The sequence below is a fragment of the Actomonas spartinae genome, assembly GCF_051209155.1.
In the GTDB taxonomy this organism is placed as follows: Bacteria; Verrucomicrobiota; Verrucomicrobiia; order Opitutales; family Opitutaceae; genus Actomonas.
Genome location: NZ_JBPJGB010000003.1, coordinates 405,739 through 419,670 on the forward strand (window position 1 = coordinate 405,739; position 13,932 = coordinate 419,670).

A 13,932-nucleotide genomic window follows, 5' to 3' on the forward strand; every position below is an offset into this window, starting at 1 on the left:
TTCTAATGCCTCGCGAGTATCAGTATGACTTCGAGTTGCGGCACCTCATCTACTTTCGTGAGGTCGCGCAAATGCTCCATTTCCGTCGGGCGGCCGAGTCCCTCGGCGTCGCGCAACCCGCCCTCTCGCGCCAGATCGCTCATCTCGAGGAAGCGGTCGGCACACCGCTCTTCACGCGCTCGCGGCGGCGCGTTGAACTCACTCCGGCCGGCCGCCACCTGGCGGACAACATCGACCCCCTGCTCTACCAGCTGCAGCGGCTGCCGTCCGACCTCAAAGCCATCGCCGACGGTGAGCACGGCACCCTGCGCGTGGGGTTCACCGGCTTGGCTATGGCCACCGTGTTGCCCGGCATCCTGCGGCAGTTCCAACGCACCCACCCGAAGATTCGCGTGGAGCTCAACGAGTCCCCCACGTCCGCGCAGGTCGAGGCGCTGCGCTCCGGCAAGATCGCCTGCGGCTTCCTGCACCCGCACATGTTGCCGGCTGGATTTCAGACCCGGCAATTGCTCTGCGAACGCAACGGCGTGGTGCTCCCTGCCGACCACCCCGCCGCCGCGCGCAAAGTCCTGCGGCTGCAGGATCTCGCCAACGTGCCCTTCGTGCTCTTCCCGCGTCACCTCAACTCCAGTTTCTACGACCGCACGCTGGCCGCCTTCACCGCGGCCGGCGTGACGCCGCGCATCGCCGAGGAGGTCTGGCCACGCACCAACGCGATCGGTCTGGTGCGCGCCGGTATTGGCGTCACGTTCATGTGTTCTTCCGAGGCCCGTAACTTGCCCCATGACGTCGTGTTTCGCCGTTTGTCCGGTCCCACGCCGGAAAGTCACCTCACCCTCGCCTGGCGCAACACCCCCGACAACCCGCCCGCCCTCGCCGCCTTTCTCGAAGCCGTGCGCAACGCCTGACGGTGCCCCCTCCACCCTACGCATAGGTGCGTAGACACCGGGGAGACCGGTTGACGAGGCTTCGCGCAGCTTCGAAACACAACCCATGCAACGGGTGCCGTTCCGATTCGGTTTCAAGGTCTGTGGGTGTCTGTTTGCCCTGCTCACCAGCCTGCCCGCCGCCCCGACCGAACTGGGTCGCCCCATCATCGAAAACCACTCGCCCCGCGACTACGAGGGGCATAACCAGGTTTTCAACGGGGTGCAGGGCGCCGACGGCCTCATGTATTTTGTCAACGGCGACCAGGTGCTGCGTTTCGACGGCGAGCGCTGGGACCGGGCCAAGGTCGACACGCCCTTCGTGCGCGGCATTCTGCGCGCTCCCGACGGCACCATCTACGTGAGCGCCATCGATGAGTTTGGCCGCCTGGAAAACCTGCCCGACGGTTCCTTTCGCTTTGCCTCCCTGGTCGACCGGCTCCCCACCGCCCTGCAACCACCGGGCCCGGCGTGGATCATGGTGCCGCATCAGGACGCCATCTACTTTTCCGTGCCGGGTCACGTGATCAAATGGCAGGACGAGTCCTTCGCGGTCATCGACACCCCGTATGCCGAACGCCACCTATTGATACCGATTGGCGATGACCTCTTTGAGCATGTGCCGGGACAAGGCATCTACGTCTTGAATGGCAATGTCTTCGAGCCGGTGCCGGCTCCGCCCGAGTTGGTGAACACCACCACCTTTCTGGTCGTCGACCGACCCGACGCGTTGCCCTTGGTCGGCGTCGATGACGGTCAATTCCGCAGTTGGAATCCGCGCACCGGCGAGACGGAAATCTGGCACCATCAGGCGGAGGACCTGCTCAACCGCGAAGGCCTTTTCGGCGGACGTAGCCTGCGCAGCGGCAACCTGTTTCTCACCACCCGCAGCGCGACGGTGATCCTGCTTTCACCCGACGGCGAAATTCAACGTGTGGTCGGCGCCGACGCCGGACTTGATCCCGCGCAAGTCTACGGCATGCGCGAAGACGAACACGGCGGCATCTGGCTCGGCAGTTCAAAAGGCGTCTACCGCATGGAACTGGAATCCCCCATCACCATGTTTGATCGGCTGAACGGCCGCACTCGTGGTGAGTTTTTCGATACGTTCCGCCTGCACGATCGCCTTTATACCTTCACGGTCGAGGGACTCTACCGGCTCGAACCCGGCGACCTCCGCGCGGGCCGGAACGCGCGATGGGCGCGTCTCGACACCGAGCCCAATATGTTTTGGGCCGCCACCACCACCCCCGAGGCGGTCTTCATTTCCACCGACTACGGCCTGCGCGTCTTTGACGGTGAAACCCTGCAACCCATTGGCGGGCTCAACGAACCGGTCGTGACGTGCAGCGTCGATCCTGAGTCACCGGATCGACTGTTCGTCGGTTTGCATACGGGCCTCCGCCAACTGGTTCGCGAGGGCGGCCGCTGGCAAGACGGCGGCGCGATCGGCCCCGGCGGCTACGAAGCCCGCTACATCCACATTGGGGCAGATGGGGTGATGTGGGTCGGCGCGCCGGGTCGCGGTTTCTATCGACTGGAACGCCCCGCCCCCGACCGGCCCTGGACCGACGCCACCGCGACGGTTTACTTCCGCGATCACGGGCTGCCGGCCAACCAGACCATCAGCGAGATCATCCCGTCGCCGACCGGCCCCCTGTTCCTCACCGATCAAGGCGTCTTTCGCTACCAGCCGGACGAGGATGCCTTCGCGCTTGCAACCGATTTCGTCGTGGAAGGTCGCAGCGATTTTCGCATCAGCCCGGCCATCTTTGACGACGACGGTCGGCTGTGGGCGCAGGTGACCTTTCCGGGGAAGTTTGATGACCTGCGTCTCGGCTTTTTTGATACGGATGACCGCGGCCAGTTGCAGTGGCATCCGCTCCCCCGCCGCCTGCTCCAACTGGCCGGTCCGCGTGGCGTCTATGGCCTCGGCCACGAGCGTATCGACGGTCGCGAAATCCTATGGGCCAGCGGTCAGTCCAACCTCCTGCGCATCGAGCTCAACGACCTTGCGGCCGAGCCGACGGCCCCTCCGGTCAAAGTCGCCTCGCTCACCGCCGCGGGCGAGCGCCACCGGCTGACGCCCGACGCCAACTATGCGCCCACCGTGCCCTTCAACCGTGGCACCCTGCGCGTGCGCTTTGCCGCGCCCCTTGCCGGCAACGATCGCACGGTCGAATACCAGTGGCGCATCCTCGGTTACAACGACGCGTGGTCGGACTGGGCACCGGAAGCCGAAGCCACCTTCACCAACCTCTGGGGCGGCCCGTTCACCTTCGAAGTGCGCGCGCGTTCCTTGGCCGAATCCGTCGGCCCGTCCAGCCGCATCGTTTTTCATATTTCGCCACCGTGGTATGCGTCCACCACCGCGTTCTTCGGCTACACCCTGGCTGGGTTGATCATCGTCTGGCTCCTGGTGCGCTGGCGGGTCGGTCGCCTCGACCGCGAGCGGCGTCGCCTCGAAAAACTCGTTGCCGCCCGCACGGCCGAGTTGGCCGTGGCCAAGGACGACGCCGAGTCGGCCAACCGCGCGAAGTCCGCCTTCCTCGCCAACATGAGCCACGAGCTGCGCACGCCCCTCAATGGCGTCTTGGGCTACGCCCAGATCATGCTGCGCGATCGCAATCTGCCCGATACCAACCGCGAGCAGGCCCGCATTGTCGCGTCTTCGGGTGAACATCTGCTCAAGATGATCAACGAGGTCTTGGACTTCTCCAAGATCGAGGCCGGCAAAACCGAACTGCGCCCGGCGCCCTTCAACCTGGCCGACCTGTTGCGCGATATCGAAGCCGCCATCGCACCGCGCGCCGCCGCCAAGCAACTCGCTTTCCGGATTCTCCACGACGCCGGCCTGCCCCGCCAGTGCCTCGGCGACGCCCAGAAACTTCGTCAGGTCATCGACAACCTGCTCTCCAACGCGATCAAGTTCACCGCCGCCGGCAGTGTCACCTTGGAGATTCACCGTATCGAAGATTCCACGACACCACGTCTCGGCTTTGCGGTGATCGACACCGGCGTCGGCCTGTCCGCTGAAGACCAGACTCAGCTTTTCACCCCGTTCCATCAAGCGGTCGATGGACGTCCCCCGGAGCCCGGCACCGGCCTCGGTCTATCCATCTGTCGTCGCCTGGTGCAGCTCATGGGCGGCGAGATCACGGTGCAAAGCTCCCCGGGCCAAGGCAGTCGTTTCGCCTTCGACATTCCGTTGGAGGAAATCTCCCTCGCCGACTCCGCGAACGCCACCGCACCCGACGCCGCCATCGTGGGCTACAGCGGTCCGCGTCGGCGCGTGCTCGTGGTCGATGATGTGGAGGTCAACCGCCACCTGCTGCGCGACCTGCTGCAGCCGCTGGGTTTCACGGTCACTTGCGTCGCTGGCGCCAACGCCGCCCTTGCCGAGCTGACCAACCGTCCCGCCGACGCGGTGGTGCTGGATTTGCGCATGCCCGACATGGACGGGCTGGAGCTGACCCGTCGCATCCGCGCTGACGTCGCTGCGCAACCGTGTGTCATTCTCACCTCGGCGTCCGTGCTTTCCTTTGATCCGCAGACCGCCTTCGACGCCGGTTGTGACGATTTTTTACCCAAACCCTTTCGGGAAGCCGACCTCTTGCAACGGCTCGGTCGGGGGCTGCGGTTGAACTGGAACTACGCCTCGACCCGACCGGATTCGAACCCGCCCTTCGATCCCTCGCAGCCCTCGCCCCACCTCGGCGAGCTGCAGGCCGCTGCCGCGCGCGGCGACATCAAGCGCGTGCGACAGGCCCTTGCTGCGATTCGCGAAGCCGGCGCACTCCCTGCCGACCGCTTATTCGAACTCGAGCAAGCCGCTGCTGGTTACCAGATGGACCTGTTACGCTCGAAGCTGAACACGATCAGCCCTGTCAGCGACAAAAGCTGAGCACCCTTTGCGCTCGCGAAACGGCCTCGGCGGCGTTGGATGAAAACCTCTCATCCCGCCCCATGCTTCTCTTCTTCGCCGCGGTTTTTCTGGGCGCTTTTTTGCTGTTCCTGGTGCAGCCCCTGATGGGGCGATTCGTGCTGCCGTGGCAAGGCGGCGCTCCGGCCGTTTGGACCGCCTGCCTGCTCTTTTTTCAGACCGCGCTCCTTGCGGGTTATGGTTACGCCCACCTGCTGGCGAAACGTCTCGCCCCACGCCGCCAAACCGTCGTGCATCTCGGCTTGCTCGCTTTGGCGATGATCTGGTTGCCGGCCGCGCCGCACCTCCCTCAAACCAGCTCGCTCAACGAGCCTCCCATGCTGGCGGTGTTCCGCTGGTTGACCGTGACCATCGGACTGCCTTTCGCGCTCTTGGCCGGCAGTGGTCCTTTGCTGCAACACTGGTTTGCCCATACCCAGCCGCAGCGCACTCCCTATCGACTCTACGCGCTTTCCAACGCCGGGTCATTGCTGGCGTTGATCGCGTATCCGCTCCTCGTGGAACCCAACCTGACTCGCCACAGCCAGACCATCATGTGGAGCGGACTTTATGTCGTGTTCACGTTCGCGATCGGCACTTGCACCTGGGTGGTGCGTCGGATGTCCATGCCCGCACCCTCGGCAACCGTGGTTGCTGGGGCAGGCGATGCCGCGGCAGCCACAGCTCCCACCTGGTCGCAGCGACTGGTCTGGATGATCTGGGCCGGCCTTGCCACCGGTCTACTGGCCGCGACCACCAACGCACTGACGCTCGACGTCGCGGCGGTGCCCTTTCTGTGGATCGCGCCTCTCGTGGTCTACCTTGTCTCCCTCATTCTGACGTTTGAACACCCGCGCTGGTATCGCCGTCGTCTGTTCGTCCTCCTGCTGCCCATCGCCATGGCCGCCAGTCTCGACCTGCGCATCTTCGGGTCGCGCTTGGAACTGGGCACCTTGTTGTCGACTCACCTGCTGGCCCTCGCGGTGGCCACCATGATCTGCCACGGCGAGCTCTACCGCACGCGCCCCCAACCTCGTTTTCTCACCGGCTTTTACCTAAGTTTGGCGGCGGGGGGCGTGCTCGGCACCTTGATCACGGCAGTGGTCTTGCCGCGACTGTGCGACCACGACAACGACCTGCCGTTGTTCTGGTCCGCGTTGTTGATCATGTTGATCGCTCACCTCATTCGCGGTCGTGAGCTGGTGCTCACCCGTTGGTGGACCTCCGGCCTGCTGGCCGCGTTCCTGGTGGTTCCGGCGCTGCGACCGGACGCCACCGCGGGATGGGGAAAACTGGTTTCCACGTGGATCGAACTGGCCCGCCAAACCGCCCCACAGATCACGATCGTTCTGGCAGGTGCTCTCCTGATTCACTTCCGCTGGCCCCGCGGTCTGGTGCAGACTTGGCAGCGCCGCACCGCGTGGAGCCTGGCGCTGCTGGCGGCGCTGATCAGCTGGTTCGTGGTGGGCACGGCCCTGCAATCGGCGCCCGGCACCGTGGCGAGTCGCCGCGGATTCTTCGGCGAAATCACCGTCGTGGACCACCCGGCCTCCGATCCCCGCGCGAACACCCGTTTGCTGGCGCACGGCAACACGACCCACGGCATTCAACTCACGCATCCCGACTACCGGGCGTATCCGACCAGTTACTACAGTGCCGAAAGCGGCATCGGCCGCGTGCTGGCCCGCGCCAACCAGCATTCCGGGCGCCGCATCGGCGTGGTCGGACTCGGCACCGGCACGATCGCCAGCTACGGCATGCCGGGCGACCATTTCGTTTTCTACGAGATTGATCCCAACATGATCGAACTCGCGCAAGCCTGCTTCACCTTCCTGTCGGACACCGCGGCCACGGTCGAAATCCGGCGCGGCGACGGCCGCCTCGGGCTGGCGGCGGAGAACCGCCAAACGCCAACGGCTACTCCTTACGACATCCTCGTCCTCGACGCCTTCAGCAGCGACGCGGTGCCCATCCACCTGCTGACGCGGGAAGCATTCGCCGCCTACCTGCCGCGCCTCGCCGAACAGGGTGTGCTGGTGGTCAACATTTCCAACCGCCTGGTGAACCTGCGGCCGATTCTCGAGGCGCATGCCCGCCACTTTGGACTCTATCTGGCTCACCTCATCAACCGCCCGGGAGTCGAGAATTGGTGGGACTTTTCCAGCGAATGGATCGTGCTCGCGCCTTCCCGCGACGCGCTGGACACCCCCACCATCACCTCATGGACCGGCATCGCCGCCCCGACCGAATTGGAAGGCGAGACTTGGACCGACGAGTTCGCCAGTCTGCTTTCGGTGTTGCGCTGATTGCGACGTTGCAGCTCACCGGCCACCCTATCGTAATCACGGGAATCAACGCCGCTGCATGCTGACCGCTCGTGATAGTTCACCCCTGCTTCGCACCGCCGTCTGGCTGGCCAGTGTGGGCCTGCTCCTGGCAGCGCCGCTTCGCGCCAACCTCCTCGACTCGGAATCCGGACGCCCCCCCTTCCGTGATTTCCGCCCCACCGACTATCTCGGTCATCCGCAGGTCTTCGACATCGTGCAGGGCGCCGACGGCTTCATCTACCTCGCGAATGTCCAGGGCATCCTGCAATACGACGGCATCCGTTGGGAGCATCATCGTGCGCCGCTCACCTACACCTACCGTTTGGCGCTCGGACCAGAGGGGCGGATCTGGGCCGCCGGGCTGGATCGTGTGGGTTACTACCAAGCGGATCCCACGACCGGTGCCTTGGCGTATCAGTCCTTTCTGCCGGAGCTACCGGAGGCGTTGCGCGAAGTCGGCCGCACCGGTGACGTCAAGCGCCACGGTGACGCGATCTACATCAGCACGCCCAACGCCCTCGTGCGCAAACGCGGCGACCAGCTGCACACCTACGAACCCACTGCGCCGGGCGGAGGCCGCGACCTCATTCAGGTTGGCAACGAACTCTACTGGCAATCCGGCCCCGCCGATCTGTCCCGCATCGACGGCGATACGGCCACGCTGGTGGCCCGTGATCCAGATATCATGTCGGGCCGCGCCCCCGTCGCCGCGACCCGCGACGGTGACACGCTGCTCTGGGTCGTCGGCCAACGCGGCGCCTTTGAGGTAGATGCAGACAACCAGGCGTTCGTTCGCGTGCCCGGCCCCCTCGATGATTTGGTCAAGACCACCCGCGTAAACGACATGCTCAACCTCGGCGACGGCACCCTCGCCGTCGCCACCAGCCAACAGGGTTTGATCATCACTTCGCCCGATGGCCAACGCATCCGCCGTCTCGACCGCGAATCTGGTTTGGCCGACAACGCCATCCTCGGCCTCACCCTGGACGATCGCGGTGGGCTCTGGGCCGGGCTCAACTCCGGTGTCGTTCGGATCGACACCCGCAGCCCGGTCACCGTGTTCGACAACAGCAACGGTCCCACGCCCGGCACCATCGATGGTTGGTATCGCTTCCAGGATCAGGTTTACGCCGGAGCCTTCGATGGTCTCTACCGCCTCATGCCGCCGGACTTTTCCCGCGGGCGCTCCGCGCGCTTCGAACGGGTCATCGCCGACATCAGCAACGCCTTCGCCTTCGTCGAGGTCGACGGGCAATTGTATTTCTCCAGTTCCCGCGGTTTGCACCGCCTGTTGCCCGACGACCAACACGAAGTGGTCCTGCCGATGGAGGACAACCATCCCAAAATCATCTTCCCCTCCCGCCTCACTCCCGATCGCTACATCGTTGCCGCCAACGACGGCTTCTGGGTCCTTTCTCACGACTCCGCCACGGGCTGGTCGGTGCTCGCCAAGCGCATCGGCATTGGCACCGCCTTCACCGCCGTCGAGGAAACCCACGGCGACATTTGGATCGCCACCTACAGCACCGGATTCTGGCGCATCCCGGCGGCACACCAGGTGACAGACTGGACGCGGTATCCGATCGAAAACTACGCTCCGGGCGAAAAGGGAGTCCCGGCCGCCACCACGTGGACCACCGTTACGGAGGGGGCCTGGGGCACCGTCTTCTTCACCGACGCCGGCGGACTGAAGTTCGACGCCGAATCCAAGGTATTCGTCCCCGACGACCGCTACCCCATTCAAGGCAACAACGACCACGCCATGACCCCGACCATCGTGACGCCGGACGGCGCCACCTGGGCCTCGGTCTTCGGCGAGAGCGCGATGTCGGCCCTCTACCCTTTTGGTCGTTTCACCGCCGACGCCGACGGCAACCCGCAATGGCAATCCGCTCCCGGCAACGCCCTGGACGAGATCGGTTTCGCCGGCGTGGCCGTCGTCTACTCCGATGACCGCGGCGAACGCCCCGTGCTCTGGGCTCGGGGTTACAACAACCACGTGCGCTTCGTTCTCGATGAGCTCGCCGCCGCGCCCGCGCCCTGGCAACCCGTCGTTCGCACCCTGCGCCAGGCCGACACCTCGCTGGCCCTCGCAGCCAACGCCTCGCCGCTCTCGATTCCCTTCGCCCGCGATCCGCTGACCTTCGAGTTCGCCAACCCGCGGTTCGACGCCGGCGCCGACCTGCAGTTTCAAACCCGACTCCTCGGGTTCAGCGATCGCTGGTCGCCACCGTCTGACATTCCTCAGGTGACCTACACCAATCTCGAAGGCGGTCCCTTCACCCTTGAGGTGCGCGCTACCGACTCCGCCGGGCACACCAGCGACGTCGCCCGGTTGACGTTTGAAGTGACCCCGCCGTGGTATCGCAGCAACGCGGCACTGATCTTCTACGGTCTCGCCGGATTCGGCCTCATCGCCGGTTTCGTGCGCTGGCGGCTCGCCGCCGATGAACGGGAGCGCCACCGCCTCGAAGCCCTGGTCGACGCCCGCACCGCCGAGCTCGCGATTGCAAAGGAGGAAGCCGAATCGGCCAACCGCGCCAAGTCCTCCTTCCTCGCCAACATGAGCCACGAACTCCGCACGCCCCTCAACGGCGTCATCGGCTACGCCCACGTGCTCCTGAAGGACCAACAGCTTTCCAGCCAAAACCGCGAACGCGTCTCCGTCGTCGCCAACTCCGGCGAACACCTGCTGCGTATGATCAACGAGGTGCTCGACTTCTCGAAAATCGAAGCCGGCAAGGTCGAGCTCCGCCCCGCCCCCTTCAACCTGCCCGCGCTCCTGCGCGACATCGCCGCCAACCTCGAGCCCCGCGCCCGCGGCAAACAGCTCTCCTTCCGCCTGGAGATGTCCGACGACCTGCCCGTGCACGTCATCGGCGATGCCCAGAAACTGCGCCAGGTCGTCGAAAACCTGCTCAGCAACGCGGTAAAATTCACCGCCCAGGGGGAGGTCGTGCTGCAAGCCAGCGCCCCCACCGAACAAAGCAGCACAGTCGAAATCACCGTGCGCGACACCGGCGTGGGCTTGAGCAAAGCCGACCAAGCCCGCCTGTTCCAACCCTTCCAGCAAGCGAGCGACGCCCGCCCGCCCGAACCTGGCACCGGCCTCGGTCTCTCGATCAGTCAACACCTTGTCGAGTTGATGGGCGGCACCATCACCGTCGAAAGTCAGCCGGGCGCCGGCAGCAGTTTCCACTTCCGCCTCCGTTTTGATGAAGTCGAAGTTCTCCAACCGGAGGCCAGCGAACCTGCGTCGCCAATCACTGGATACAACGGCCCGCGCCGGCGGCTGCTGGTGGTGGACGACGTTGCGGTCAACCGCTCGCTCATTCGGGAACTCCTCAGCCCGCTCGGTTTCACCATCGAGGAAGCCGACGACGGCGAGGCTGCCCTGGCCCGTCTTGCCGCCGCGCCCGCCGAAGGCGTCATCCTCGACCTCCGTATGCCGGGCATCGACGGCCTCGAACTGACGCGACGCATCCGCGCCCGCTACGGCGCCACGCCGAAGGTCATCCTCATGTCCGCCTCCGTTCTCGCCTTTGATCCGCAAATCGCGTTCGACGCCGGCTGCGACGACTTTCTCCCCAAGCCGTTCCGCGAGTCGGACCTGCTCGATCGTCTCGGCCGTGCCTTGAAACTCGACTGGTCCCACGCCGCGCCCGTCACGCCCGCCGTGGTCGCGTCAGCTGCGACCTCCGCCTCGACCGCAGACATCATCACCGACCTCAAGGCCAAAGCCCAGCGCGGTGATATTCGCAACCTGCGCAAAGTGCTTGAAAACAGTCCCATGGAAGACCCCGCGCTGCGGCAACTGGCCGATGAACTGCGCCCCTTGATTGCCAGCTACCAGATGGACCGGATCAGACAGGTGTTGGACCGGTCTGGGTAAAAGACCTCATCCACTTGTTGACGGAATTGACGCCAACCGTTCGCATCAATCGACCTCGACTCCTACTCCCATGTCTTCCCCCGCCAGCGTCCTTGTCGTCGATGACACCCCCGCCAACATCGGCGTCCTACTCGAAGCTCTCGGTGACGCTGGCCACGAAGTGCTGGTGGCCGAGAGTGGTCAAAGTGCCCTCGCCCAACTGGAACACGGATTGCCCGATCTGATTCTGCTCGATGTGATGATGCCAGGTCTCGACGGCTTCGAAACCTGCCAGCGGCTGAAGAAACATCCGAAGTGGCGCACGATCCCCGTGCTCTTCATGACCGCCATCGATGAGCCCGAACAAAAGGTCCGCGCCTTCAACGCCGGCGCCGTCGACTACATCGTGAAACCCTTCTTTGAACAAGAGGTGTTGGCCCGCGTGCAAACTCACCTCGAGCTGCTCACCCTCCGCCGCAACTTGGAAGACGAGCTCGCGCTGCGCATCGACGCCGAAAACCAACTCGCCAAGTCGCTCGATCGTGCGGTGGTCATCACCGACAAGGCCAACGAGGTCGTCTTCACCACCCGACTCGCGGAGTCGCTGCTCCACCGGCACTGCGCCGATTACAACGTGGTCGGCAAGCTTCCGGTCAGCCTGCAGCGCCCTGACAGCGGCCTGCACCTCCGCCGCTTCACCGAGCCCGGCCGCGACGACTTGCACTTCTTTGTCCTCGAGGAGAAGGCCCCCTCACCCAACCCCTCCGCTCTGCTCCAGCTCGGCCTCACGGCCCGCGAAGCTGAGGTGCTCTGGTGGATTGCGCAGGGCAAGAGCAACCCGGACATCGCCACCATCCTCGGCGCCGGTGTGCGCACAATCCACAAACACGTGGAAAACATCTTCCGCAAACTCGGCTGCGAAACCCGCGCCGCCGCCGCCGTCACCGCCCAGGAAACCCTCCGTCCCGGCGGCACGGTGAACGCGGGTTAGATATGGTTTCGGGACACTAGGCCGCCCACCTGCGGGCGCTGCGCGGCCTCACGGCCGAACTTCACAACGCTCCCTCCAACTCCGCCACCTCCCGGGCAAACTGCGAACCAGGCTCGATGGCGAACAGCCCACGGGTGATCGCCAACACCCGCTGCGCCTCCGACGCTCGCCCGCCGGCCAGGGTGTGCCGGAAGAACGGCTCCACCAATCGATCAAACGCGCGCATGCCGGCTTGCGCCCCTGCCTGCCGTAAGGCGCTTTCGAATACACGAAACTGCACCAGCGGCGGATCCTCCGCCATGGAACGTTCGAGCATCTCCGCCGCCTGTGCCACCGTGAGATCATCGCGCGCGGCGCTAAATTTTCGGGTCAACATCAGCGCCTCATGCTCCGCCGCGCTGACCTGGCCGCGCTCGCGCATGACGGCCAGCACCTCGCGCATGAATCGCACATAAAGATCGGGATAACGCTGCAAGGCGCGCGCCGCCTTGCGTAGCGTGGCCTCCCGCTTCACCGGCGACACCGCCGCGGTCCGCTCCGCCACGGCCAGCACCTCCCAGGCAACGACGTTCCGCGGTTCGTGGTTGGTCGCCCGCACCGCCGCCGTGACCGCGGCGTCCGCGTCGCCACGCCGCAGGTGTTCCTGGGCCAGCGCCTGCCACGCGCGCGACTGTCGATACGCGGGCAAGCGCCGAAAATCTTCGGCCAGAAAAGCCAGCTCGTGGTCGTTGACGTCATCCCACGTTTGCGGGTCAAAGGCGACGCCGGCGACGAGCTTTTGCTCCGCGTAGCGTCCCACATCAAACTGCCACTTCCGCCGCGCATCGAGGTAGCCGAACCACGCGTGCCGACCGTCCAAACCTGCGCCGCGGAAGAGCAGCGTCGGCACGCCCTTTGCCTTGCCCACCTCGCTCGCAAAGTAGGCTTGGTCGATACAGATCCCGCCCGAGCTCAGGATTTCCGGCAGCGTGTAGCTCGAACCCGGCCAAAGGTAGATGCCGTGATCGGCTCGCTCGGTGAGGTAGCGCACCGCGTCGTAGCTTTTCGGCAATCCAGCGAAGTCGGTGCGCAACTGCTGCTGCACCCAAACCAACTCCGCGAACGGAGCCGCCGCATCGACCACAAACTTCAGTTCGCCTGCCTCCAGCTGAGTCAAGCGGTGCAAGGTGAGCCGACGCCGGTCCGCCTCGATCCAAAAGGCGAACGCCTCGACCGGATCCGGGCGGGTGCGTGGCAACAGTGCGGGTGATACCTGCCCATGCGGCCAGCTCGGCGGCGGGGGCACATCGAACACCAGCGCAATGGCCAAAGCCAGTTGCTCGTAGCTTTGAAAGTCCTCCCCGCTCGCCGCCTCCAGGCGCTGGAGAATGTCCAACGCCGTGGGTAGGTCATCATAGGGCGACAACAGATCGAACAGGCTGCGCGAGAGCTCTCGGTCGAGCAGCAAGCGCGTCACAAACTCGCGCGACAATCGTTCACTCAACGGCGCCGCGGGCGGATGGTAGGTCCGCGGCATGTTGGCGTGTCCGAGTTGGGCACGATTGAGCGCGCTGATCCAGCGATTGACCAACTCCCGTTGATCGGTGCCGAGCAGACGCGCCCACCGGGCGACCAACAACCACCCCTCCATCGCCTCGGTTCGATTGGCCTCCGCCGCGAGCACCGCCGCATCACCCGCCGCCTGTGCGATTTCGCTCCAGCGGTGGTTGGCCTCCGGCGCGACCGCCGCCCGCACCCACGCTTCCGCGGGCGGACGCCGCGCGGCGTCCGATGAGACCGCCAGTTGGGCCGATGCAGTCACACAAAGCGCAAGGCAGGCGAACAGGGAACTGATCCAGCGCGGGAACACGGTCCGGCTATCATCGGAGCACCGCTGCGACTGGCAAGGACGCGCC

At 65.2% G+C, this 13,932-nt stretch carries 6 protein-coding genes; 5 read left to right on the forward strand and 1 reads right to left on the reverse strand.

What is annotated here, in order from left to right:
• Positions 1–5 precede the first annotated feature (5 nt).
• The 5 genes from AC0MRV_RS16660 (at position 6) to AC0MRV_RS16680 (ending at position 12,037) form a co-directional block, all read left to right on the forward strand.
• Positions 6–908, forward strand: coding sequence for a LysR family transcriptional regulator (locus AC0MRV_RS16660; protein WP_472765631.1), 903 nt, complete (start codon positions 6–8; stop codon positions 906–908).
• 85 nt (positions 909–993) lie between these two features.
• Entirely contained in the window at positions 994–4,830 is a 3,837-nt protein-coding gene (locus AC0MRV_RS16665; RefSeq protein ID WP_472765632.1) for a hybrid sensor histidine kinase/response regulator, read from the forward strand.
• 62 nt (positions 4,831–4,892) lie between these two features.
• Positions 4,893–7,154, forward strand: coding sequence for a spermidine synthase (locus AC0MRV_RS16670; RefSeq protein WP_472765633.1), 2,262 nt, complete (start codon positions 4,893–4,895; stop codon positions 7,152–7,154).
• Positions 7,155–7,212: 58 nt separating this feature from the next.
• Positions 7,213–11,067 (forward strand): ATP-binding protein, encoded by a 3,855-nt coding sequence (locus tag AC0MRV_RS16675; RefSeq protein ID WP_472765634.1) that lies wholly within the window; start codon positions 7,213–7,215, stop codon positions 11,065–11,067.
• 70 nt (positions 11,068–11,137) lie between these two features.
• The gene (locus AC0MRV_RS16680; protein ID WP_472765635.1) at positions 11,138–12,037 is read left to right on the forward strand and encodes a response regulator; all 900 of its coding nucleotides are present in this window, start codon (positions 11,138–11,140) and stop codon (positions 12,035–12,037) included.
• 61 nt (positions 12,038–12,098) lie between these two features.
• Here AC0MRV_RS16680 and AC0MRV_RS16685 read toward each other — a convergent pair whose 3' ends face one another.
• Complete coding sequence (locus AC0MRV_RS16685) at positions 12,099–13,838, reverse strand: hypothetical protein (protein WP_472765636.1); 1,740 nt, start codon at positions 13,836–13,838, stop codon at positions 12,099–12,101.
• Positions 13,839–13,932: the final 94 nt, after the last annotated feature.

Bases quoted from the DNA above. Each gene is read 5' to 3' on its own strand.
- AC0MRV_RS16660 (WP_472765631.1), top strand. From the start codon at position 6: ATGCCTCGCGAGTATCAGTATGACTTCGAGTTGCGGCACCTCATCTAC.
- AC0MRV_RS16665 (WP_472765632.1), top strand. From the start codon at position 994: ATGCAACGGGTGCCGTTCCGATTCGGTTTCAAGGTCTGTGGGTGTCTG.
- AC0MRV_RS16670 (WP_472765633.1), top strand. From the start codon at position 4,893: ATGCTTCTCTTCTTCGCCGCGGTTTTTCTGGGCGCTTTTTTGCTGTTC.
- AC0MRV_RS16675 (WP_472765634.1), top strand. From the start codon at position 7,213: ATGCTGACCGCTCGTGATAGTTCACCCCTGCTTCGCACCGCCGTCTGG.
- AC0MRV_RS16680 (WP_472765635.1), top strand. From the start codon at position 11,138: ATGTCTTCCCCCGCCAGCGTCCTTGTCGTCGATGACACCCCCGCCAAC.